Origin of the sequence: Mesorhizobium shangrilense (assembly GCF_028826155.1) — a bacterium.
Taxonomy (GTDB): Bacteria; Pseudomonadota; Alphaproteobacteria; order Rhizobiales; family Rhizobiaceae; genus Arvimicrobium; species Arvimicrobium flavum.
The window spans coordinates 3,446,056-3,467,968 of the sequence record NZ_JAQGPN010000001.1; the positions used below are offsets into that span (position 1 = coordinate 3,446,056).

General features: G+C 64.5%; 18 protein-coding genes and 1 tRNA gene. 10 read left to right on the forward strand and 9 right to left on the reverse strand.

Features of this window, described 5'->3' with window-relative positions; genetic code table 11:
* Positions 1 to 167 precede the first annotated feature (167 nt).
* Positions 168 to 243 (forward strand) — tRNA-Met (locus PD284_RS16640).
* A gap of 112 nt (positions 244 to 355) precedes the next feature.
* On the opposite strand, the gene PD284_RS16645 is transcribed toward PD284_RS16640, so the two are convergent.
* The 3 genes from PD284_RS16645 to PD284_RS16655 form a co-directional block, all read right to left on the reverse strand.
* The gene (locus PD284_RS16645) at positions 356 to 778 is read right to left on the reverse strand and encodes a GtrA family protein (RefSeq protein ID WP_274629282.1); all 423 of its coding nucleotides are present in this window, start codon (positions 776 to 778) and stop codon (positions 356 to 358) included.
* 124 nt (positions 779 to 902) lie between these two features.
* Positions 903 to 1,640 (reverse strand): HAD family hydrolase, encoded by a 738-nt coding sequence (locus PD284_RS16650; RefSeq protein WP_274629283.1) that lies wholly within the window; start codon positions 1,638 to 1,640, stop codon positions 903 to 905.
* On the reverse strand, positions 1,637 to 2,644 hold the full coding sequence (locus PD284_RS16655; protein WP_274629284.1) for a UbiA family prenyltransferase: 1,008 nt from the start codon (positions 2,642 to 2,644) through the stop codon (positions 1,637 to 1,639). The genes PD284_RS16650 and PD284_RS16655 overlap by 4 nt, the downstream gene beginning before the upstream one ends.
* A 1,001-nt stretch (positions 2,645 to 3,645) precedes the next feature.
* Here PD284_RS16655 and PD284_RS16660 point away from each other — a divergent pair.
* From PD284_RS16660 to PD284_RS16680, 5 genes are all read left to right on the forward strand, one after another.
* Positions 3,646 to 4,338 carry a PIG-L deacetylase family protein gene (locus tag PD284_RS16660; RefSeq protein ID WP_274629285.1) on the forward strand — a complete coding sequence of 231 codons (693 nt, stop codon included), beginning with the start codon at positions 3,646 to 3,648 and terminating at the stop codon, positions 4,336 to 4,338.
* A 17-nt stretch (positions 4,339 to 4,355) separates the two neighbouring features.
* Positions 4,356 to 5,681 (forward strand): DegT/DnrJ/EryC1/StrS family aminotransferase, encoded by a 1,326-nt coding sequence (locus PD284_RS16665; RefSeq protein ID WP_274629286.1) that lies wholly within the window; start codon positions 4,356 to 4,358, stop codon positions 5,679 to 5,681.
* Positions 5,629 to 6,591 carry an ATP-grasp domain-containing protein gene (locus tag PD284_RS16670; protein ID WP_338036662.1) on the forward strand — a complete coding sequence of 321 codons (963 nt, stop codon included), beginning with the start codon at positions 5,629 to 5,631 and terminating at the stop codon, positions 6,589 to 6,591. The genes PD284_RS16665 and PD284_RS16670 overlap by 53 nt, the downstream gene beginning before the upstream one ends.
* Before the next feature lie 15 nt (positions 6,592 to 6,606).
* Positions 6,607 to 7,347: an HAD family hydrolase gene (locus tag PD284_RS16675; RefSeq protein WP_274629288.1), complete on the forward strand. Its 741-nt coding sequence runs from the start codon at positions 6,607 to 6,609 to the stop codon at positions 7,345 to 7,347.
* Between the two features lie 95 nt (positions 7,348 to 7,442).
* A complete protein-coding gene (locus tag PD284_RS16680; protein ID WP_274629289.1) occupies positions 7,443 to 8,831 on the forward strand; it encodes a lipopolysaccharide biosynthesis protein in 1,389 nt (462 codons plus the stop codon).
* Between the two features lie 13 nt (positions 8,832 to 8,844).
* Here the strand turns inward: PD284_RS16680 and asnB are convergent, their stop codons facing one another.
* The 5 genes from asnB to PD284_RS16705 form a co-directional block, all read right to left on the reverse strand.
* Entirely contained in the window at positions 8,845 to 10,809 is a 1,965-nt protein-coding gene (asnB, locus tag PD284_RS16685) for an asparagine synthase (glutamine-hydrolyzing) (protein ID WP_274629290.1), read from the reverse strand.
* A gap of 58 nt (positions 10,810 to 10,867) precedes the next feature.
* On the reverse strand, positions 10,868 to 12,091 hold the full coding sequence (locus tag PD284_RS16690; RefSeq protein ID WP_274629291.1) for a glycosyltransferase family 4 protein: 1,224 nt from the start codon (positions 12,089 to 12,091) through the stop codon (positions 10,868 to 10,870).
* A gap of 116 nt (positions 12,092 to 12,207) precedes the next feature.
* On the reverse strand, positions 12,208 to 13,035 hold the full coding sequence (locus tag PD284_RS16695) for a class I SAM-dependent methyltransferase (protein ID WP_274629292.1): 828 nt from the start codon (positions 13,033 to 13,035) through the stop codon (positions 12,208 to 12,210).
* A 189-nt stretch (positions 13,036 to 13,224) separates the two neighbouring features.
* On the reverse strand, positions 13,225 to 14,364 hold the full coding sequence (locus tag PD284_RS16700) for a glycosyltransferase (RefSeq protein ID WP_274629293.1): 1,140 nt from the start codon (positions 14,362 to 14,364) through the stop codon (positions 13,225 to 13,227).
* 23 nt (positions 14,365 to 14,387) lie between these two features.
* Positions 14,388 to 15,854: an FAD-dependent oxidoreductase gene (locus PD284_RS16705; RefSeq protein ID WP_274629294.1), complete on the reverse strand. Its 1,467-nt coding sequence runs from the start codon at positions 15,852 to 15,854 to the stop codon at positions 14,388 to 14,390.
* 224 nt (positions 15,855 to 16,078) lie between these two features.
* Here PD284_RS16705 and PD284_RS16710 point away from each other — a divergent pair, with 224 nt between their 5' ends.
* From PD284_RS16710 to PD284_RS16720, 3 genes are read left to right on the forward strand one after another with little or no spacing between them, the layout of a single operon-like run.
* Positions 16,079 to 17,110: a polysaccharide deacetylase family protein gene (locus PD284_RS16710; RefSeq protein ID WP_274629295.1), complete on the forward strand. Its 1,032-nt coding sequence runs from the start codon at positions 16,079 to 16,081 to the stop codon at positions 17,108 to 17,110.
* Positions 17,107 to 18,348 (forward strand): glycosyltransferase family 4 protein, encoded by a 1,242-nt coding sequence (locus tag PD284_RS16715; RefSeq protein ID WP_274629296.1) that lies wholly within the window; start codon positions 17,107 to 17,109, stop codon positions 18,346 to 18,348. The genes PD284_RS16710 and PD284_RS16715 overlap by 4 nt, the downstream gene beginning before the upstream one ends.
* Positions 18,345 to 19,637 carry a nucleotide sugar dehydrogenase gene (locus tag PD284_RS16720; protein WP_274629297.1) on the forward strand — a complete coding sequence of 431 codons (1,293 nt, stop codon included), beginning with the start codon at positions 18,345 to 18,347 and terminating at the stop codon, positions 19,635 to 19,637. The genes PD284_RS16715 and PD284_RS16720 overlap by 4 nt, the downstream gene beginning before the upstream one ends.
* 6 nt (positions 19,638 to 19,643) lie before the next feature.
* On the opposite strand, the gene PD284_RS16725 is transcribed toward PD284_RS16720, so the two are convergent.
* A complete protein-coding gene (locus tag PD284_RS16725) occupies positions 19,644 to 20,675 on the reverse strand; it encodes an NAD-dependent epimerase/dehydratase family protein (protein ID WP_274629298.1) in 1,032 nt (343 codons plus the stop codon).
* A 549-nt stretch (positions 20,676 to 21,224) separates the two neighbouring features.
* Here PD284_RS16725 and PD284_RS16730 point away from each other — a divergent pair.
* On the forward strand, positions 21,225 to 21,908 hold the full coding sequence (locus tag PD284_RS16730; protein ID WP_274629299.1) for a hypothetical protein: 684 nt from the start codon (positions 21,225 to 21,227) through the stop codon (positions 21,906 to 21,908).
* Positions 21,909 to 21,913: the final 5 nt, after the last annotated feature.

Genomic DNA, 21,913 nt, shown 5'->3' on the forward strand with positions numbered 1-21,913 from the left:
GGACGCATGCGCCGTCCAATAGTCACCTCCAGCAGCGTCAACCAGGTCGACTATGGAGATGAAAAAACCCGTGCCGAGTGTGCTTGACAGGGCGGACCGGTCAACCTTATATCCGCCCGTCCTTGGCGAGCCCCCGGCGGTTCGCGGCCGCTGACGCGGCAGATCGGGGCGGAGTAGCTCAGCCGGTAGAGCGCGGGAATCATAATCCTAAGGTCGGGGGTTCGAGTCCCTCCTCCGCTACCACTTTTAACACAGCACCCCAGAGCCCCTCGCCCCCGCGATCGTCTTACGATCGATGCTTCGGCCAGACACGCGGTGCTGCCAGGTTCGAGGCCCCTTCAATGGCAACGCCGGCTCAATCCGCCTTGCGGATGAATATGAAGCGGCTGCTGACCGTATAGTTGAACAGAAAGACCGAAAGTATCGCGATGCACTGCGCCAGCATGTAGTACATCACCTGGTCGAGCAGCAAAAATATCATCAGATTGACCACTCCCCCGAGCACCGCCATGCCGAAGAATTTCGGCAGTGCGATCAGGTGCGGCTCATCGGACTGAAAGGTGTATCGGCTCTGGAGGAAGTAGTTCACGACAACCGCCACCGAAAAGGCCGTCGTAGAGGCGAGCCCGGCTTGGACGCCTGCGATCTCGACGAGCAACGCCAGGATGAGCAGGTGCACCAGCGAGGCCACGCCCCCGCAGATGAAGTAGCGAACAAACTGGGAGTCTAGCAGGGAGAGCGGCCAACGTCTCTCGACGCCGCTGCGCAGCGCCAGCAAACGCCGTCGCCCCGGACCGCGGTCCACGATTCGGTTGGCTCGAATGGCAGACACGAGAAATCGTCCTCCCATGGTCCTGCCGGATCCAGCGGACACGCCGGATCGCCCCGCAGGCGGATGCGCTTCAATGCGGCACGTTCTCGCGAGCAGCGTTCGCGTGCCCCGTAACCTTGAAAAACACCTCGTCCCGATAGTCGCGAAACGTATCGATCCCGGTGATCGGCTTCCGGCTCCGTATCAGCGCGCGCATGCCGTGCGCATGCGCAACGGCCCAGTCGCGATCCACCCTGTCACCGATCATGATGGCGGCGCTTGCCGGCACGCGGGCGCGTTCGAGAACGCGCTGGAGGCCTGCAGGATGGGGTTTGAGCACTCCGACCCCAGGATCGCCTGCCCAAACCACGATGTCGGCGGCCAGTCCCAGCGCCCTCAACTTCTCGAAAGCCGGATAGTCCGACAGGACCGCCAGCGTCTTGCCGCGCGCCGCAAGACCATCAAAGACGCGTTCCACATTGGGGTAACGGCATGGCAGCAGGACATCCAAGGGCCGCGTCTCGATCCATTCGCGGACAACGGCCTCGACGGCTTCGGCTGAACGACCGGTCCTGCTCGCGGTCAAGGCATATTGCTGGGTCTCGAAATCCTGCGTCTGCGCCTCGCCCAGCCTCTCGCGACATTGGCGGAAGGCGCGAAGCACGCGCGCGGCGCCGAAGCTGCGCGATGCGACAGCTTCGCGCGCGAGGCGGAACAGCATGGCCATGCGCAGGCGGCGCTGGTCGTAGAGCGTACCGTCGAGGTCGAAGACGACGAGACGTATCCTGTCCCAGTCCACCGGCCCGTTCGGCAATGCCACGTTCTTCATGGCAGCGGCGTGATGCTCGGCAGGAACGGCGTGGCGATGAAGTCGAGGAACGGCATGTCGACGACCGTCGCGAACAGGAACACGACAATGGTGGCGGCAAGCATCACGTCGAGCCGGCGCGAGTGAAACAGCCTCTCGGGACGCTGCGCGACCGACCCCGGCCGTGTCGCCAACCACAGGTAGACCGCGAAAAGACCGCTGACGAAGGGGAAAACCAGAATGTATTCCACCCTGTACTTGACCAGGAAAACCCCCATCAGGAATGCCGACATCATGGCGTATACGAAGCAGGACACCATCAGGCTCTCCTCCGTGTAGTAGCGGAAGGAGCGCCTGTACCGCGCAAGCACGGCCACCCCGGCAGTCGCCGAGATGTCGCGGTATTCGCAGTAGCGCTTGGCGGCCATCAGGAACGCGCCCGCCATCCAATAGGCAGCGAGAACGCTGATCGGCGGCACCATCGTCGTCTCCACCATGGCCCAGCCGAGCAACAGCCGTATCGGGTTGTTGAGGCATTCCATGAGGACGTCCAGGTAAGGCTTATCCTTGGCCCTGATGGGAGGCACATTGTAGAGGATGCCTGAAACAAGGAAGGCGACCGAAGTGGCGAAGAAGAGCGTCCCCAGCAGGTAGGCGATGAGCAGCCCCACCACAGCGAACAGCGCATATTCGGCATAGACGAGCCCAGGCAGCAGGGCGACCGTCACGGAGCGCCGCTGCGACTTGGTAGGGTGCGCCGCATCGTATTCGCGATCCAGCCACTCGTTGATGACATAGTTCGAGGAAGCGATGCAGATCGCACTGGCGATGCCGGCAGGCACCGTGACAAGAAGCTTTGCCGGTTCGGGCGTCCCCAGGGCACAGGCGAGAACGATGCCCGGCAGAATGAATACGTGCTTGGTCGTATGGTCCAGTCTGGCCAGTGAGAGATAGTCGACAGCCCGGCCCAGGCGCAGCGGCTTCAGCGGCTCTATCGGTCTGGTGGCTTCCTGATTGGCTTGCATGGCGTTTCTTTCCGCGACGCTAGGGGGCTCTCGGGATCGCAGGGCCTATCCCCCGGTTCCCGCTTGTGCCTGACGAAATCCGGCCTGCGGGCGAGCGGGCGCCAAAAGGCAGGACGAAGGAACTGAAGACGGCGCAGGGGCATCGAGCAGCAGGCGAGACCAGGCGTGGTCATCCCGCGCCACACGGGGATCCAGCGGAGCTCCGGTGTAGGGAGACCGGCCGCGGATCCAAACAGCAAGAACAGGTTGGCCAATGCGGCCTCGCATACGAGGCACGCGTGCAGGCGCTGCGATGCTAGTAATGGCCAGTGGACCTGCGCCCATTCGCACTCGCTTCTTCGATCTGTTGTCGCCGTCGACCCTGAAAAGAACGGTCAAAACCCCACCCGTTGCTCGGTCCCCCGAGCAATTCCGTCGGTCAGGTCTCAGCTCTGATCATGCAGAACTCTGGACGACGGACCTAGAATAGGCAAGTGCCGCACCCCGACGTTGCTGTCGGGAATACTCGCATCTGGCGATAACCCAATGCCATCGTTTCGATCGGAATCCGCGATCGAGCTCGCGCCGGACCGCGCGGAAACCGATTGATCCTCAGTCACGGTGGCGGGATCCATTTTTCTCTTATTTTCAGTCGTTTATAGACTTAGACTAACGTATCGAGGCGACATCAACGCGGCCCTGAAGCCCGTTCTCGATTCTGTCCTGCAACGAACACGCGCGTGCGGCAGTTCGCGTTTCGATCTCGCAAAATCCGAAGGACCTGCGGGGTTTTACTGACAGGTCGTAGGCTTCGCTCTCCTTTGCAAACGGCACTCGTTGGACCACCATTGCTGCGGTGCGGATCTCCATGTTCGCGTGACGTAGCAGAGAGGGACCTTCTCCCCTCGAAGACATCTATTTGCACTGTTATTACTCTCTAAGCATCTCATTGTTCTTCATTTGTTTTTTCCGACGAGACTTGAAAAAGGCAACCACTTCGCAGTCTGGGATCGAAGTATTTCATGGAAAAGAAGCTGGAGATGTTCGGGCGCACACTTGTCATCGCCCCCCACCCGGATGACGAAGCGCTTGGCGCTGGCGGCGTCATCGCGAGGCTCAGCAACGCCGGACACGATGTGTACGTGGCCATCGTGACGACCGGCCGCGAGCCGGAATTCTCGCGCGCCGACGTCGCCAGGGTTCATGGCGAGGCAGAAACAGCTCACGCGATCCTCGGGGTCAGGCGAACGCTCTGGCTTGATCTGCCGGCCGCGCAACTGGTGGATACGCCGCGCCAGAAGCTCAACGCAGCCGTGCGGGAAACCATCCTCAACGTGCGACCCGACACCGTTCTCCTGCCCTATGCCGGAGACGTGCATATCGACCATCAACTGGTTTTCGAGGCGGCGCTGGTGGCTGTGCGGCCGCACCAGGCGGAGTATCCGTCGACCGTGCTCGCCTACGAGACACTTTCGGAGACCAACTGGAACGCGCCCTACCTGACGCCGTCCTTCCAACCGAACGTGTATGTCGACATCAGGGAGACGCTGGACCGCAAGATCGAGGCGATGAAGGCGTACGCCTCGCAGCTTCGCGCAAGTCCGCATGAAAGATCGGTCGAGGCGCTCAGGGCGCTCGCGACCCTGAGGGGAGCCACTGTGCATCGCGCAGCGGCGGAAGGCTTTGTGCTCGTGCGTAGCGTAGTCAACCCATAACCCCCGGGAGCTCGATCATGAACCTGCGCCAGGGCGCCAAAGAGTTCGAGCAGCCGCTCGCATACAACTGGCCACAGTACGATGAGGAACAGATCCGCGACGTGGTCGCAGTGCTTCGGTCGGGCAAGGTCAATGCGTGGACCGGCACCCTGGTGCACCAGTTCGAACAAGCCTACGCCGCGCTTTTGGGGCGCAAGCATGCGATCGCCCTCTCCAACGGCACGGTTGCCCTCGATGTGGCGCTTCACGCGATCGGGCTGAAGACCGGAGACGAGGTCATCGTAACGCCGCGGAGCTTCGTCGCATCGGCGTCCTGCGTTCCGATGGCAGGCGGGGTCCCGGTCTTTGCGGATGTCGATCCGGACAGCCAGGCGATCACGGCCGAGTCGATCGCCGCGGTGCTGACGCCGCGGACGCGGGCCGTCATCGTCGTTCATCATGCCGGCTGGCCGGCCGACATGGACGCCATCATGTCGCTCGCCGATCGCCATGGCTTCCTGGTGATCGAGGATTGCGCGCAGGCCCACGGGGCGGAATATGCGGGACGGCCTGTGGGGAGTTTCGGGCATCTTTCCGCTTTCTCCTTCTGCCAGGACAAGATCATCACCACGGGCGGCGAAGGCGGACTGCTCCTGCTGGACGACGATGTCCTGTGGAACCGGGCCTGGAGCTTCAAGGACCACGGCAAGGATTACGGCGTGCTGTCCCAGAACCTGGCCGTAACCGGCTTCCGCTGGCTGGTGGGGTCGTTCGGATCGAACTACCGCATGACGGAGATGCAGGCCGCGATCGGTTTGCGGCAGCTGCAGCGATTGCAAGGCTGGTCGGACCAACGCGCCGCCAATGCGCAGATACTCATCGACGCGTTCCGCCAGGTTCCCGGATTACGAACGCCGGAGCCCCCGCCGAACATCCGTCACGCATGGTATCGCTTCTACACATTCGTGGAGCCGGAAAGGCTCAAGCGGGGGTGGGACCGCCGACGGATTCTGACTGCCATCAATGCGGCCGGCGTCGCCTGCTTTGCGGGAACCTGCCCGGAAATCTACCGGGAAAGGGCATTTGTCGAGGCAGGCTTCCAACCGCCAGCGCGCTTGCCCAATGCAGCTGCGCTCGGAGAGACGAGCCTCGCCTTTCTCGTCGATCCTTGTCAGACCTCCGTCGGGATGCAGCGCGCGGCCGAGGTGGCGACAACGGTGATGCGGAGCGCGACGCGAAAGCTCGTGACATCGCTGAAGAGGAAACCGGCTCCCGAAAGCCGATCGATCCGGTGGATTGGAACCAAGGGCAATGCACGCAACCGTGTTGGTCTCGTCGGCAGGCAGGCGGGTGGGGCTAATTGATTGCTTCCGCCGATCGGCGTCGGCGGCTGGCATCGATCTCCGCGTGCTGGCGTGCGACCTGGAGCCGGAGCTCAGCGCTGCCTGCCAGGCGGCGGATCGCGCATATGCCGTCCCCCGATGCGACGATCCCGGCTTCATCGATGCGCTGCTCCGCATCGCGGCGGATGCGGACGTGGACCTGATCGTCCCGACGATCGACACCGAACTGGGTCCGCTAGCCGCCGCTGCCCAGCGCTTCAGGACGATCGGCACGCAGGTCCATGTAAGTCCGGTCCCGGTGATCGATGTCGTGCGCGACAAGCTTAGAACCACCGAAGCGCTGGACGCGGCTGGCGTTCCCGTCCCCTGGGCCATTCCGATGGAGGCGGCTCGCGCCGCCTCCGATCAGGTGTCGTGGCCGGCATTTCTCAAACCGCTCAGCGGTAGTGCGAGCCGGGGCATCAGGATCGTGCGCAGCGCCGACGAACTTCCGGCAGAGCCCGATGAGCCGATGATGTTGCAGCAGCTTCTGGTCGGGCCCGAGTACACGGTCAACATGTTCATCGACGCCACCGGCTCGCTCCGCAGCGCAGTGACCCATCGACGGCTGCGGGTGCGCGCCGGCGAGGTCGAGAAGGGGCGCACCGAGCGGGACCCGCTGTTTCGCAGACTAGCGGAAGGCGTGGCGCGCGCCCTGCCCGCGGCGCGCGGGGTGCTCTGCTTCCAGCTCATCATCGATGAATCTGCCGGCCCGCGCGTCTTCGAGATCAACGCCCGATTCGGTGGCGGCTATCCCCTGGCGCATTTCGCGGGCGCCGAATATGCGCGTTGGCTCCTCGAGGAACTGGTGGGGCTGCCTTCCACCGCGCATGACAGCTGGCGTGCCGGCGCACTCATGCTGCGCTACGACGCCGCCGTGTTTGCAGGCTGAACGGAGATCCCCAAGATGCGTCCGCTCACCATCATCTTCGACCTCGACGACACGCTCTATCTTGAGCGGGACTATGTGCGCAGCGGCTTCGCGGCCGTCGGCGACTGGCTCGAGCAGGAGACAGGCGTAGGCGGTTTCAGTGCAAGCTGCCAGCGACTGTTCGATGCGGGCCGTCGGTCCCGCATCTTCCAGAAAGCTCTGGTCCTCCATTCCATCGATCCGGATCCGACGCTGGTGGAACTGCTGATAGGGGTCTATCGCTCGCATTCGCCGGCCATCAATTTGGCGCCGGACGCGGCGCGCTATCTCGAGACGCGACGCCGGACGTCCCTCCCCTCTGGCCTGATCACCGATGGTCCATGCGGCACCCAACAGAGGAAGGTACACGCACTCGGCATCGCGGAGCAGCTCGATCTTCTCGTCTATACCGACGCCCTCGCGCCCGGCTGCGGAAAGCCGCACCCGCGCGCCTTCGAGGTGACGGAAGCGTGGGCTGCCCCGACCGGCCTGCCCCTGGCCTACGTCGCTGACAATCCGACGAAGGACTTCCTCACGCCCCGCCAGCGCGGATGGCTCAGCGTGCAGGTGGCGCGGCCCGAGCGAGTGCACCTCGCGAGAGCGCCGAACGCGGCCTACGAAGCGCAAGCGACGATTTCCTCGCTGGATGAACTCGAGCCGTGCCTGCAACGGCTGCAATCGCAGCAACAACCGGCCGAGGCGCGGCGCGACGCCGCCCGTTCCGATGCTTTCGCCTGAATTCCCAGAGGTTACCGGCTGCTCGAAGGCTGGTATCCTGCGCGACGTGGTGGTCGCACAATGGTACCCGGACGCAACAGAAGATAGGTGATCGAGTGCTTCTCGTAGCTCCGGTCCGATCCTTCGGCAGACGACTGCGGCAATCGTGGCAGGCAGAAGAAGCGCTGCGCTCCCGGCTGGTCAATGTCGGCCACCTCCTCACAGGGAACCTGGCCAGCTCGATCGTCGGAATGCTGAGCTTCGTCATCACCGCGCGGGCGCTGGGCGCAACGGACTACGGCATTCTCGCCCTTACCTACAGCTACACGCGGGCGGTCGGCTGGTTGTTCGGGTCCCAGTCCTGGCAGCCTCTCATCAAATATGGGGCCGAACTCACCGGCCAGGAGCATCACGACGACTACCGCTCTCTGTTGAAGTTCGGCCTCGTCGTCGACGTCCTGGCCGCCGCCCTCTCCTATGTCGCTGCGGTCGGCGCGGCGCTCCTCTTTGGTGATCTTGCGGGCATTCGCGGCGACACGCTCAACCAGGTGCTGATCTACTCGACGGCGCTGCTCTTTCAGATCAACGGACTCCCGACGGCCATCCTCAGGCTTGCAGGCCGCTTCCGGCTCGTCGCCTACAGTTCCGTCATCGGTGGTGTTGTCAGGCTTGTCCTCTGCGCCGCGGGCCTGCTGGCCGGCTGGGGTCTCATGTTCTTCGTCATCGCCTGGGCCTTCTCGCAGATCGTCGGCTCGATCGCGCTGCTGGTCCTGGCGCTGATCGAAGCCAGGCGTCAGGGCGTGCGCCGCCTGCTCAGCGCTCCCCTGGCGGGCATAAGAAAGCGCTTCGACGGTCTTCTGCGTTTCACCATCGGCAGCAACCTGGAGCTTACCATCCGTTCGAGCGCCAACGAATTCGATACGCTGCTGGTGGGCCTGCTCACCGACGCAGCCGGCGCGGGTTTTTATCATATCGCCAAGCGGCTTGGCCGCCTGATGCTGCAGATCGGCGTGCAGGTTCAGGCGGTCGTCTATCCCGATGCGGCCCGCCTGTGGGCGCAGGGAGCCGTCGACGAGTTTCGCCGCACGGTGTTCCAGACCGCCGTCATGCTCGCCTTGTTCGGCGCGGTGATGGTGGTGGGCACGATCGTGGCGGTTGGGCCGTTCCTGAACCTGACGATCGGAGCTGAATTCGCCGCCGCTGCGCCGCTTGCCATCGTGCAGATGATCGCCGTCGCCATCACGTTGACAGGAAGCGCGCATCGAACCGCGCTCCTTGCCATGGGCAAACAACCGACCGTTTTGAAGATCGTTCTGGTGGTTACGCTCTTGTTCCACGCAACCGCGATCGCGACGATCCCCTTCATCGGCGCCATGGGCGCCAACGTCGCCCATGTCGTAATGGCGATCGCGTGGTCGGTTGCGCTGCTGCAGGCCTATCGCGCGGTTCTCGCGGAGCCGGCAGACGCTCTGGGGCCTGCGGCGGAGAAGTTGCCCGCGGAGTGACGAGGCCAGGCCGTCAGGCCGGCACTCGCTGCATCCAACGCGAATGCCAGGCGTTGAACACGAGGATCGTCCAGAGCTGCGGACCCCAGTTGCGACGGCCGGACAAGTGCTCGCTCCACCTTTGCCGTACCGCCGCCGCGTCGAACACACCCGTCCGCTGCAGGAGGGAGTTCGACAGCAGTTCCTCCGCGAACGACCTCACGGGTCCCCTAAGCCAGTCGTTGATCGGAACGCCGAAGCCACGCTTCGGACGATCCACGATGCTCTTCGGCAGGTGTCGCAAAAGCAGCTTGCGCAGCGCCACCTTGCCCTGTCCGTTCGAGATGCAAAGGCTCCTCGGCGAGCGCCATGCCGCTTCGACGAGCCGGTAGTCCAGCAGCGGCGCCCGCAATTCGAGCCCGACGGACATGGATGCGCGGTCCACCTTCACCAGTATGTCGTCCGGCAGGTAGGCGACGGTATCCTTGAACATCATCCTGTCTGCGCCGTCCGCGCCCTCGGGATATTGCCTGGACGACATTGCGGTGGCCGGCTCGTACCCTCGGATCACCAGCCTCGAGGGGTCATTCCATTCGGAGAGGAAGTTCAGATACCGGAGATCAAAATCGCGGATCAGGGCCAGATCCGCAAGTTTCTTCAACCTGTCGCCGGTGAGTTCATCACCCAGTTCCGGCCGGAAGTAACGCCCGACCTGCGCGAGCTTCTCGGTCAGGCCGATGGGTGACACGGCGATGGCGCGAAACGCGAAACGGGGAATCCGGTTCGCAAGCCGCTGTATCTGCAGCATCTGCTGATAACGGGCATACCCTCCGAACAACTCGTCGCCCCCGTCGCCCGAGAGCGCCACGGTGACATGCTCGCGCGCGAGCCGCGATACCACAAGCGTCGGAATCTGGGACGGATCGGCGAACGGCTCGTCATACACTTCGGCAAGATCGCCTATGACATCGAGCGCCATCCGCGGCGAAGCAGTGATCTCGGTATGGTCGGTGCGCAGACAGCGTGCGACCTCAGCCGCGACATCCGCTTCGTTGTACGCCTTTTCGTGGAACCGAACGGTGAATGTCCGGATCGGCGTCGGCGACATTTCCTGCATCACCGCGGTGACGAGTGACGAGTCCACACCGCCCGACAGAAACGCGCCGACACTGACATCGGACACCATCCGCTCGCTAACGCTTGTGCGCAGGGTGCTCTCCAGGGAGCGCATCGCCTCGATCTCATGCTGCCCCCGATCCGCGATGGATCGTTCTGCGATCTCCTGCACGTCCCAGTAGCGGACGATCAACGCCCGCAGATCATCGATCGACACCGGACGTTGAACGGTCGAGACGCTGAGGAACGAGCCCGGCGGCATCTTCAACACCCCGTCATATATCGCGTAGGGCGCCGGGACATATTTGTATCTCGCATAGAGCGTCACCGCGCCCATATCGAGCGATGGATTGGCGAAATCGGGGTGTTTGCGGATTCCCTTGAGCTCCGAGGAGAAGCAAAGCGAGGCCCCGGAAAGCGCCACGTAGAGAGGCTTCTTGCCAAGTCGGTCACGCGCAAAGGTAACTGTCCGCTGCAGCCTGTCGAAGAGGGCGAAGGCGAACATCCCGTTGCAGCGCCTGAGGGTTTCCTCAAGACCGTACATCTCGACGGCCGCCAGCAGGACCTCGGTATCGGAGCGTCCGCGGAACGCCACCCCCTGCGACGCCAGTTCGTCGCGAAGTTGCAGGAAGCCGTAGATCTCGCCGTTGAACACGATGGTATAGCGGCCGCTTGCCGAGTGCATGGGCTGCGCGCCCAGCTCCGAAAGATCGACGATCGAAAGCCGTCGATGACCGAGACCGACCTGGCATTCCGGGTCGAGCCATGTTCCGCCGGCGTCAGGCCCGCGATGCGCCAGGGCTGCGGTCATGTCGCGCAGGGTCGCTTCCGCCCGGCCGTTGTAGCTCGGTCGATAACTCACAAAGCCGCAAATGCCGCACATGACAGCCTCCAGCCACGCCGCCGTTGGCGTCGAAACGCGTTACTCGGATCATGCAACATCATGGGGAGGATCGCCTCTCCCGGGGAATTTCGAAGCTCCCCTTGAACGCCGTCTTGTGGCGAAGGAGCGAGGCATACAGATCGGATATCTTCTGTACGTGCGTCGAGGTGCTGTATGCCGAGCGGGCGGCGGCGCCGGCGGCTTCGGCGATCCGGTTCCTGAGGCTGCGGTCCGTCAGTATTCGATGCACGGGCTCCAGGAAGGCATCCGGATCGTCCGGAGGCACGAGGAAGCCGGTTACCTCGTTCTCGATCGCCTCCGGATTGCCGCCAGAATTGGTCGCGACGACCGGGGTTCCGAGCAGCATCGCCTCTATCAGCGTGCGGCCAAAGGGTTCGCGCACGGCCGGCACCAGCAGGACGTCGGTCCCGCACATCCAGGTTTCGACCGGCGACCGGAAGCCCATGAAATGGATCTTGTCGCCAATGCCCAGGTCGCGCGCATAGGCTTCCGCCGTTCTGTCCGCTCCGACGTCCTCCACGGGAACGCCGAACACGAGGCCGGCGACTGGAACGTCGGGATAGCGCTCGGTGAACCTGCGAACGACGTCGATGAACACACGTGGGCGCTTGCGCGCGATCAGCGTGCCGAAATAGCTGAGGATTCGCGTGTCCTCACGAAGCCCAAGGTGGCTCAGCACCGCCCTGCGCGCTTCGCTTCGGTCGGGCGTCTGCATCGGATGGTCGAACGGACTGTGGATGACCGACAGCTTGTGCGAAATCGGCAGGATCGGCGAGGCGGGGCTGGCAAAGCCCGAAACGCTGACGATGTGGCTGGCCAGAATGGGCGCCAGCAGGTTCACGCCGCGCGTTTCAGGATCCGCTCGATGATGCCACACATGGCGCACCCCCGCCAGGCGCGCCGGCAGTGACCAGGCTGCGTGCATCTCGCCGTCATTGGTGTGCACGATTGCTATCTGGTTCTCGCGGAGAAATCTGGTGAACGGCCCGATGCAGCCCAGGAAGGGCATTGCCAATTGACCGAACCCTGTTCTGGAACCGATGCGCAGCCGGCCTGGAAGGTTCGTGCTTGGACCGGCCACAAAATCTATCCCGTGCGCGGTGAGCAGCGCCGCCAGTTCTCCCCCGCCATCGAGCAGGACGACAATCGGGCGCCACAGCTTGCGATCGAGAGCCTTGATCAGCCCGATCGACGAGATGTGACTGCCCCCGAACTCCTCGCCTCTGAATGGAAAAAGTACATTTCTGGATCCGCAGGTCACCGCACTTTTCTTCCGGATGAGAGCACGTGTCCGATAGAAGCACGTCGCGGGGCGCTGTCACGTCAGGCAATTCCAACGGACACATCGACGATCAGCCGCCGCAACACGACATGTGGTCAGCGCCTCGCGAACACCCATTCGTCGCAACCGATGACCAGCCGATCGACGAATGTCTTTCGTGGACGCAGGAAAGCCTTTTGCAGCGTGAAGCCGCGCTTGCGCAAAAACTCGACCAGTTCTTTGGAAGCTACGGATTCATAAGGGTATCCGCCCATCCAGTCATGCAGGTCGGTCGCATGCTCCATCCCGCGACGCTGCTTGCCGGCGCCGCCGTTGAGAACGTAGCGCACGGCAGAGACGGCCGCGGAATAGGCGCCGCGCAGAGTGGCCTGAACCACCGCCGGTGAAGATTTGTAGAGCCGTTTCTCGACACGCCAGACGCCACACAGCGGCGTCTTTCGATAAAGGGCCAGGGCCAGGCGGCCGTTTTCATTCACGGCGTCGGCCGCGCATTCGATCGCATCCCACATTGCGCCCGTGTGGTGGAGCACGCCCCACGAATACACGTAGTCGAAGCGTCCAAGCGCCGCGTCGTGCAGCCCGAACACCGATGCTTCAAGCGCCCGGAAGTCGGCGCCCGGTGCAAAGCGTTCGATCACACTCCGCGTGGTCGCCACAGACTCCGGGTCGATGTCGATGCCCACGACCCTCCCGGCGCCGAGGCGCAAGGCAGCAAGGCTGTGCAAGCCGCTTCCGCATCCGATGTCGAGGAAGGACCGGCCCTGCAGCGCATCGACACCCAGCAGCCGCTTCAATTCGTTCGCTGCATCTCGTATCCGGTTCTCGTCAATGAGGGCCGAGTATCTTTTCCAGTTCTCTCCGAACGCGAAATGCGTGGAGACGTCCTTCAGACCGTTCTCACTCTTGCTGGCAAAAGCTGTCATTTCGCTCTCCACGCCGGACGCCCCACCGATGCCGGCCCGACCGACCAGGCAACACTGCGCTGATCGGCGAAGCGCAGGCACAATCATGCAGACCCGGCAAGCCTGTCAGGTCAGGCAAAACCGCGAACGGCGGTCGCCTCCTTGTCGTCTCCGCGCCGCGCGGCTCAATCCCTAGAGACCAGAACCGGTCTATGCCGCCGGGTTTTGTGCCGCACCTGCCGCCATGCCGCAGCGGTCCCGCGCCGTTTCGCAAAGAAATGCCCTGTAGCGCGCCGCCACATGCTGCAGCGAATAGGTGCTCTCGATGCGCTGCCTTGCCGCCCGCGACATTGCCGCGTACCGGCTGGGATCTATGCTGACCATCCGCTTCATGGCTTCAGCCAGGGCTGGAGGATCGCTCGCGGGCACAATGAAGCCCGTGTCCTCCACGATTGCGGCCGCATCGCCGACATCCGTCGATATGACCGGCTTGCCCAGGCTCATCGCCTCGGCGACCACGTTCGGAAACCCCTCGGTACGCGACGACAAGACCAGACAGTCGATGTCGCGATAAAAGCCCACCATGTCGGACACGTTGCCGCGAAGCTCCACCGCATCGGCCGGAAGGCCTGCCGCGTCGAGCATGTGGCGGACGGCGTCGCTGTCGGGTGTGAGCCCCGCGCCTGCCGCGATGAAGCGGGCATCGGGATGTGCCCGATGCACCTGCGCCGCCGCCGCAAAGAACGTGCCGTAGTCCTTCTGCCGATGCAGCCGCCCCGCAATGCCGAAGACGGTCGGGGTGACGTGGCCGACCGGGGCGTGCGGAACCGGGTCGAACCCGTTGGGGATGACGATGCAGTTCTGATTGCGGTAGCCGTAGCTGCGGTGCAGGTCGAGCGCACGGCGGGAATTGAACACGATGCCGGCCGGTCGGGACGACAGCAGCCGGGTCAGCCGCAGCGCCATCCTCGTGCTGGCGCTCAGCGAACCGATATCGTCGAGCGACTGCCTCACGTTCCAATAGACAGGCACATCGAGGCGGGAGTGCCACGCTCCCAGCTGGCCGACGATCATGGCATGGTACAGCCAGCACATGACGGCGTCCGGACTCTCATCCCGGATGATGCGCCCAAGCTTCATTCCAGCGCCCAGAAGACCTGCCGTCGAACGTGCGTTGAGCGAGCGGACGTCCAGCCCGTACTCGGCGACCAGCGCCTGGTGGCGGTCGGACACGTCCATCAGCGAAACGATGATGGGGCGGTCCTCCGCCGAGGCGCGCGCCAGCCGCAGCAGCATGACCTCGGCCCCGCCGCTTGCAAGCATGTTGGTGATGAGATGCAGGACACGCATGGCCGGACGGATGCCCTCCCCGCTTAACCGGCAGACGGGGCGATGGCGCCAACGGGCCGGGCGGCCGCGGCGACGTCCGGCCTGATCGGCGCATCGGTGTGCCGGATCGTCGGGTCCCCGCGCACGTCGAAGACCTTACGATCCCCCGTCAGTATGGCCTGCGCGGCGAGCAGCCCGGCAAGGCTCGCCCAATCCGAACCAGGCCGGTTGACATGGTATAGATCGGGATAGCGGGTGAGGCCGTGCAGCAGCGACTGGCGGCGCTCGGTCTGCTGCTCGCGCCAGCTTGCGGCGGCATTGGTGCGCGGCAGGCGCCGGACCTCGGTTCCGATCAGCCGCGCTCGATCAATCAGGCTGCACGACGCCAGCTGCTCGATCGCAAGCTCGGCTACCTCGTCCTCGCCGCGCGCCATGATTGCGTCGTCGGACTGGCAGAAGAACTCGACGCAGAGCGCAGTATGGCCCGCGGGCACCATGCCGCCGCCGAACGCCGCATAGTTGGTCACGCGCCCGACCGGCATGTCGGGATCATTGACCTCCAGCCAGGCGTGGGGAAACCGCGGGGGCTCGTCGAGGAAGAGGTAGACGAGGATAACGCTGCGCTGGAACTCGCGCGAGTCGGACCGGCCGTCGACCGGCCATCCGAGCAATTCGACGAGTCGCTCGATCGGCAGACTGGAAATCACCTTGCGGGCCGTGCGCAGGTGCGATTTTCCACCTTCCGCAAACTCGATCTCGAATCCTTCCCCGGGACGCGGGCGAATGGCCACGACTTCCGCATGAAACCTCACCCTCCCGCCTTCGGTCTCGATCTGGCGGTGAAAGGTCTCGAACAGTTGGCCGGTGCCCCGCATCGGATGCCGCCACGCCGACTGGGTCTGGACACCGCCGCGGCGGGCAAGACTGAGGGCCTGGCGGACCATGCCGCCCGAGGCGGATGGCCCGGACGCGGCCTCCGGCTCCGGCGCAGCCATCTCCGACCAGCGCCGCCCCCGGAACTTTTCCCAGTATCCCTGAGCCAGCACGCGGGCGAAGACGCTGCCGACGCGGCCATGCCAGTAGGCCTCGTAGGATGACGGCGATCCCGCCCTCGCACCGAGCCAGCCGCGCAGCATCGCCCAGCCGCCGGCAAGCAGCCACGAGGGCGGGATGCCGCGCAGCATCCCGCGATATCGGCTGGACAACTCCACGATACGGCCCTGATACAGGCTGCCGACGCGGTGGGGATAGGGCCCATACTCCTCCCCGAGCGCCTGGCTCCACAGGGTGTCGACTTCCGGAAAGCGTGTGTAAAGTTCCTTGCGGCCCAGATCGACGATGAAGTCTCGCCATCTCAGCGATCGCATCAGCCCCCCGACGCCGTCGTCCCGTTCGAGGATGAGGGGCCGGACGCCGCCGCGGCACAAGGCGAGCGACGCGGCCAACCCCGACGGCCCCGCCCCGATCACGATGACGTCTTCACGATCTGCGGGGGCTGTGTTCTGGGGCATTGGCGGCTGTTCGTCAGTTGGCGTGTGGAACCCTTCAAAGCTGATGATACAGGCGGCCGTCTGCCGAGGCCGTCAGGAAATCCCCTTCTTTTGCGGTTGCCGCCCTGCACGTAGCGTGCCTTAGCAAGAGAATTCTTCTTCACCGATACATCGCGGCCTGACCTCCAAGCCGCGGAGGCCTAAAGGGAATCTCGTCCACTTTGAATTTCGCGTGGGGTGTTGTCATGCGCGAGGGGGATGCGCGCAATAGCGGTGGTTTCGTCCTCTCGCTCGACTTCGAGCTGATGTGGGGCGTCAACGGCACGCGCACGATCGATCAGCATGGTGAACACGTGCTTGGCGCACGCCAGGTGATCCCGCGCCTGCTGGACCTGTTCGAACAGCATGGCATTGGATGCACCTGGGCAACCGTCGGCTTCCTGTTCTGTCACGATCGCGACGAGCTTCTGTCGTCGCTGCCGCAGATCAGGCCGGCCTATGTCGACCGAAAGCTGTCGAACTACGCCTATCTGGACCAGGTGGGCGCCGACGAGCGCCGCGATCCCTACCATTTTGCTCCCAGTCTCATCAGCCGCATCGCCGAACGGCCGCGTCAGGAGATCGGGACGCACACGCTCAGCCACTACTATTGCCTCGAGGACGGGCAGACGGCGGAGGCTTTCAGGGCCGACCTAGACGCAGCGCTGAAGCTCGGGTCGGCTGCAGGCCACAGGATTCGCTCGATCGTGTTCCCGCGCAACCAGGTCAGCAACGAAGCGCTCGGCGTCTGCAGGGACGCCGGGGTGACCATCTACCGTGGCGCGGGCCGCCCCGCCGGCGGGCTGGGGGTGCCGCGCAGTCGCGACAGTCGGCTCCGGCGCGTCATCCGGTTGGCCGACAGCTATGTCGAAATGGGTCCTCGCGCCGAGCCATCCGTCGAGACGCACGCCGGCATGGTGGACGTGCCGGCAAGTCTTTTCCTTCGGCCATTCTCCCGGCGGATGGCTGCTGGTGAACGCTTCAAGATCCAGAGGATCCTGGCCGCCATGAGGCGGGCAGCGCAGCGTGGAGGGCTTTTCCACCTGTGGTTCCATCCCGAGAATTTCGGTGTCGACCAGGAGCGCAACCTCGGCATGATGGCCACGATCGCCAAGGAAGCAGCCCGCCTCCGCGAGCTTCATGGCTGGCCGTCCCTCAACATGGCCGAGGCGGCGGCCGTGGCCATCTCCGCGACGGGCGCCTCCGCACAGCGTCTGGAGAGCGCGAGCGCCAGATGAGCCCTGCACAGATCGACGCGGTCACCGCTCCGGCGCAATTCCCCGCCTCCTCTTCCGAACGGCGTCCCAGGATCGCCGTCATCGCAAGCCTCACCTCTTCTCTGGTAAATTTCCGGCTCGAGCTCCTGCGCGGGCTGGTGCAGCGTGGCTGCGAGGTCCACGCCTTCGCCCCCGAGGACGACCGCGAAACCATCGAAAGGCTGCGGGCCCTCGGCGTCGGCTTTACCCGCATTCCGATGTCGCGCACGTCGGCTCGCCCGACGGAGGACCTCGCCACGCTGCTGGCGCTCGTGCGCGGCTTCCGCGCCTTCCGACCAGACATCGTCCTGCCCTACACCATGAAGCCGATCATCTACGGCGGCATCGCCGCGAGGCTCACCGGCACGCCCCACCGTTTCGCCCTGGTGACGGGCCTTGGCTACGTGTTCATCGATCGCACGCGCAGTCTGCGGGCGGCAGCGCTGCGCTGGCTGAGCGTGCGCCTCTATCGGACGGCGCTACGCGGCGTGGAACGCGTTTTCGTCTACAACGAGGCCGATGCTGCCGAGCTCCACGCACACGGCATCGTGGCCGACGAGCTGGTCTCCCGCGTGCCCGGATCAGGCGTGGACACCACTCATTTCGCGGCCAGCCCGCCACCGGCCGGACCACCCGTCTTCCTGATGGTCGCTCGGCTGCTGAGGGACAAGGGCGTGGCGGAATACGTGGCGGCGGCAAAGTTGCTGCGCGCCCGGCATCCACAGGCGCGCTTCCAGCTGCTGGGTCCCTTCGATCCCAACCCTGCCGCCATCTCGCGCGCGGAGGTGGACGCCTGGGTCCGAGACGGGGCCATCGAATATCTCGGCCAGACGAAGGATGTGCGTCCCTATCTTGCGGCTTGCTCGGTCTTCGTGCTCCCTTCCTACCGCGAGGGCATGTCGCGCACCATTCTCGAAGCGATGGCGACAGGCCGTGCGGTCGTGACCAGCGATGGCCCGGGCTGCGCCGAGCCCGTCGCCCACGGCTTGACCGGTTTCGTTGCGCCCGTCAGGAACAGCGAGGCGCTGGCTGCTGCAATGGAGACGTTCGTGATCGATCCCTCCCTGATAAGCGACATGGGCGCCGCTGGACGGCGTCGGGTGGAGGAGAACTACGACGTGCGCGTCATCAACCGCGTCCTCTTCGCGGGCATGCGCCTCGATCAGACCATGGCGGAACTGGAGGCCCTCTCCGCAAGCGGCCGGGCGCGCACAGCATGAGTGACTTTCCGGTACGCGAGCGCATCGCCGTCGTGGGTCTCGGCTATGTCGGCCTTCCGGTGGCCGTCGCCTTCGCAAGAGTGGCAGAACACACGGTCGGCTACGACATCGCGGAGGCTCGTGTTCGCGCCCTCAACGAGGGCCGCGACGAGACCGGAGAACTCTCGGCGTCGGAGCTGGGCTCGACGCGCCTCCGCCTGTCGAGCCAGGCCGAAAGCCTCGCCGGGGCAACCATGTACATCCTGACGGTTCCGACGCCCGTCGACGGCGCCCGACGACCGGACTTCCGTCCGCTCCTGTCGGCCTGCGCCGCTGTCGGTCCACACCTGCGCCAGGGCGCGATCGTGGTCGTCGAAAGCACCGTCTTCCCGGGCGCCACGGAGGAAGTCTGCGGGCCGGCGCTCGAGCGGGCGTCGGGGCTCAAATCAGGGCACGACTTCTTCCTCGGCTACTCTCCCGAACGCATCAATCCGGGCGATCGCGAGCATCGGCTAGAGACCATCGTCAAGGTGGTCTCCGGCCAGGACGCGGCGACGCTGGAGCGGGTGGCGGACGCCTACGGCGCCATCGTCAAGGCCGGCATTCACCGCGCGAGCTCGATCCGCGTCGCCGAGGCGGCCAAGGTCATTGAGAACACGCAGCGTGACATCAACATCGCCCTGATGAACGAACTCTCGATGATCTTCGAGCGGCTCGACATACCGACCAAGGAAGTGCTCGCGGCGGCCGGTACGAAGTGGAACTTTCTGCGCTTCTCGCCCGGCCTGGTCGGCGGCCATTGCATCGGCGTCGACCCTTACTACCTGACCGCCAAGGCCGAGGAAGTTGGATATCAGCCGCAGGTGATCCTCGCCGGACGCCGCATCAACGACGGCATGGGCAGGTTCGTCGCCCAGAAGGCGATCAAGCTGATGGTTTCGGCCGGCATCGCGCCGAGCAGCGCCAGGGTCGGGGTGCTGGGCATCACCTTCAAGGAGAACGTGCCCGACCTGCGCAACTCCAGAGTCCCGGACATCATCGACGAGCTGAAGAGCTTCGGCATCGATCCGCTGGTCCACGATCCGCATTGCTGCGCCCTGACCGCGAAGCACGAATACGGCCTGTCTCTCGACGAACTGCCTCGCTTCCGCAATCTCGACGCGCTGATCCTCGCCGTGCCCCACGCGTCCTATCTCGCCGCCGATGCAGGCGTCGGCGACATGGTCCGCTCCGGAGGCGTGCTGATCGACCTGAAGGGCACGCTGGCGGATGGTCGCAGGTCAGACGACCTCGTGCGGTGGAGCTTGTGACCGCAGCTATTCGGCGGCAGCCGGCCTCACATCATAATAGTCGCGATACCAGCGCACGAATTCGCGTATTCCCTCGCTGACCGGCGTGTCCGGGCGGTAGCCGGTCAGTCGCTGCAGCAGCCCGGCATCGGCCCACGTCGCCGGCACATCGCCTTTCTGCATCTCCATGTAGTTCCGCTCGATGGGACGACCGATCTCCTCCTCGATCGCTTCTACGAACTCCATCAGGGGAACGCTCTCGGAGTTGCCGATATTGACGACCCGGTATGGCGCCGCGGCGCTCAGGCTGTCACCCTCGACCGGCTCGCCCCGCCCCTGGACCGCCGGCGGCGGCACGTCGATCAGCAGCCGGATGCCGCGCACGAGATCGGTCACATAGGTGAAGTCCCGCGCCATCATGCCGTGATTGTATACGTCGATCGGCCGCCCCTCGAACCCCGCGGCGACGAACTTGAACAGCGCCATGTCGGGCCGTCCCCAGGGTCCGTAAACCGTGAAGAACCGGAACATGGTCGTCGGGATGTTCCACAGATGGGCGTAGGAATGGGCCATGCTCTCATTGGCCTTCTTGGTGGCTGCGTAGAGCGTCAGCTGGGTGTCGGCCTTCTGCCGTTCGCTGAACGGCATCACGTCGTTGGCGCCATAGACCGAGGACGTCGAGGCCATCAGGAGATGGCCGACGCCGATCTCGCGCGCGCATTCGAGTACGTTGAAAGCGCCGACGAGATTCGCGTCGACATAGGCGCGCGGGTTTTCCAGGCTGTAGCGGACCCCCGCCTGGGCGGCGAGATGCACGATGACATCCGGCTTTGCCTGTGCACAGGCGGCGCGGAGCCGGTCCATGTCCTCCAGTAGATCCTCATGAGCCGAAAAGTGGGGATGCTGGTGGAGCATCGCGTGGCGCCGCCGCTTCAGCGCCGGGTCATAGTAGTCCGTCATGGCGTCGTAGCCGACGACGCGGAAACCTTCGCGCAAGAGGAGCTGCGAGAGGTGAAAGCCTATGAAGCCTGCCGACCCTGTGACGAATACCGTGCGCATCGATGATCTCTCTTGATTAAAGAGCAAATTCCAATTGATTTTCGAACCGGGTTCGCCAGTTCCCCCGAATGACGCCTCAAGGCAAGCTTTTCCGCTCGGGCGAACAAGATCCTACGCCCTCGACGTTCCACCTGCCATCGGGTGATCCCGCCCCAGGGATGGTGTGACAATGAATGAATGCCGCCGTGCAGTCCGCCGCGAGTCAGGTTTTTCCTCGTGGGAGCCCGCAAGGTCAAATCACATCACCGGGCTGCCTTTCCCGGACAAGAATGCCCCGCTCGCAACCCTTGCCGTCCCAGCGCCGGAAACCCATGGCCGCGCAGGCGTTCTGCATCGACGTTAGTCATGCCGCCCCAAGGCTGCCGATCGTGCGGGAATCGCCCGATCCCCTACAACGCGCGGTCGTTTTCCTGACCTGACAAATGGAACCAGTCCGTCGATTCTGCACACTGAGCTACTGACCGCGTAGGCTGCAGTTCGTGTGGAGGGCGCGGGGAATTCACGCTTTTGCGCGCGGATAGCCCGCGCGGAGGACACGGAGCCGATCGCGTGCGCCCGATCGAGAGCAACACCTCGCGCCACGGCACACCGGCAATCAGTCCCGGCGGGCTTCTCAATTCGAGGAAGCGCCCCTTGCGCGGGTATGCGCCAAGCGATCGAAGCGACGTCTCCGAGACCTTCCGGGTGCCCGACTACATCCGCCTTGCGAACATCCGTTCGGTTGTGGAGGTCGTCCCCGACGCCACGGACGAGCCGTCCGAACAGCTGCTCTGGCACGCCTACCACACGAGTTGGACCGGCGTCGTCGCGCTCGCCCTCAACGGCGTCGCCACAACCGCCGTGGACCGGGTGATGGACCGGATCGTTCCCTACTTTCCCCTGACCATACCAGGCGTCGTCTATATCGATGCGCGCAACGACGCCCTGCTCGCCTGGGTCCTTGCAAAGTCGGATCTGGTGATCGGGAAGACGAAGTGGTTTTACCGCAGGGCTGACCGATGCCCGGGGCGGTTGATCCCGTCCTCGCTTTGGCTCTCAGCCAGTCCCCAGTTCACCGATGCGGCGGAATTGCCCGTCTCGCCTTCCAGGCAGAGCCTCGATTCGGTCGCCAGGCCGCGCGCCTGGGCAGATTTGCTCTGTGCGCCGGCGAACCTCGACGGTGGCGCCGGATGGGTGGCAGGCGCAGGTCTCGTGGAAAGCGCGCCCCATATCGCAACAGCAGAGAACCCCTGAGGAGA

What these genes read in the sequence shown, in the direction of transcription:
- asnB (WP_274629290.1), bottom strand. Translation starts at nt 10,809, where the DNA reads ATGTGCGGCATTTGCGGCTTTGTGAGTTATCGACCGAGCTACAACGGC.
- PD284_RS16660 (WP_274629285.1), top strand. Translation starts at nt 3,646, where the DNA reads ATGGAAAAGAAGCTGGAGATGTTCGGGCGCACACTTGTCATCGCCCCC.
- PD284_RS16710 (WP_274629295.1), top strand. Translation starts at nt 16,079, where the DNA reads ATGCGCGAGGGGGATGCGCGCAATAGCGGTGGTTTCGTCCTCTCGCTC.
- PD284_RS16705 (WP_274629294.1), bottom strand. Translation starts at nt 15,854, where the DNA reads ATGCCCCAGAACACAGCCCCCGCAGATCGTGAAGACGTCATCGTGATC.
- PD284_RS16675 (WP_274629288.1), top strand. Translation starts at nt 6,607, where the DNA reads ATGCGTCCGCTCACCATCATCTTCGACCTCGACGACACGCTCTATCTT.
- PD284_RS16665 (WP_274629286.1), top strand. Translation starts at nt 4,356, where the DNA reads ATGAACCTGCGCCAGGGCGCCAAAGAGTTCGAGCAGCCGCTCGCATAC.
- PD284_RS16715 (WP_274629296.1), top strand. Translation starts at nt 17,107, where the DNA reads ATGAGCCCTGCACAGATCGACGCGGTCACCGCTCCGGCGCAATTCCCC.
- PD284_RS16695 (WP_274629292.1), bottom strand. Translation starts at nt 13,035, where the DNA reads ATGACAGCTTTTGCCAGCAAGAGTGAGAACGGTCTGAAGGACGTCTCC.
- PD284_RS16650 (WP_274629283.1), bottom strand. Translation starts at nt 1,640, where the DNA reads ATGAAGAACGTGGCATTGCCGAACGGGCCGGTGGACTGGGACAGGATA.
- PD284_RS16655 (WP_274629284.1), bottom strand. Translation starts at nt 2,644, where the DNA reads ATGCAAGCCAATCAGGAAGCCACCAGACCGATAGAGCCGCTGAAGCCG.
- PD284_RS16670 (WP_338036662.1), top strand. Translation starts at nt 5,629, where the DNA reads ATGCACGCAACCGTGTTGGTCTCGTCGGCAGGCAGGCGGGTGGGGCTA.
- PD284_RS16700 (WP_274629293.1), bottom strand. Translation starts at nt 14,364, where the DNA reads ATGCGTGTCCTGCATCTCATCACCAACATGCTTGCAAGCGGCGGGGCC.
- PD284_RS16720 (WP_274629297.1), top strand. Translation starts at nt 18,345, where the DNA reads ATGAGTGACTTTCCGGTACGCGAGCGCATCGCCGTCGTGGGTCTCGGC.
- PD284_RS16725 (WP_274629298.1), bottom strand. Translation starts at nt 20,675, where the DNA reads ATGCGCACGGTATTCGTCACAGGGTCGGCAGGCTTCATAGGCTTTCAC.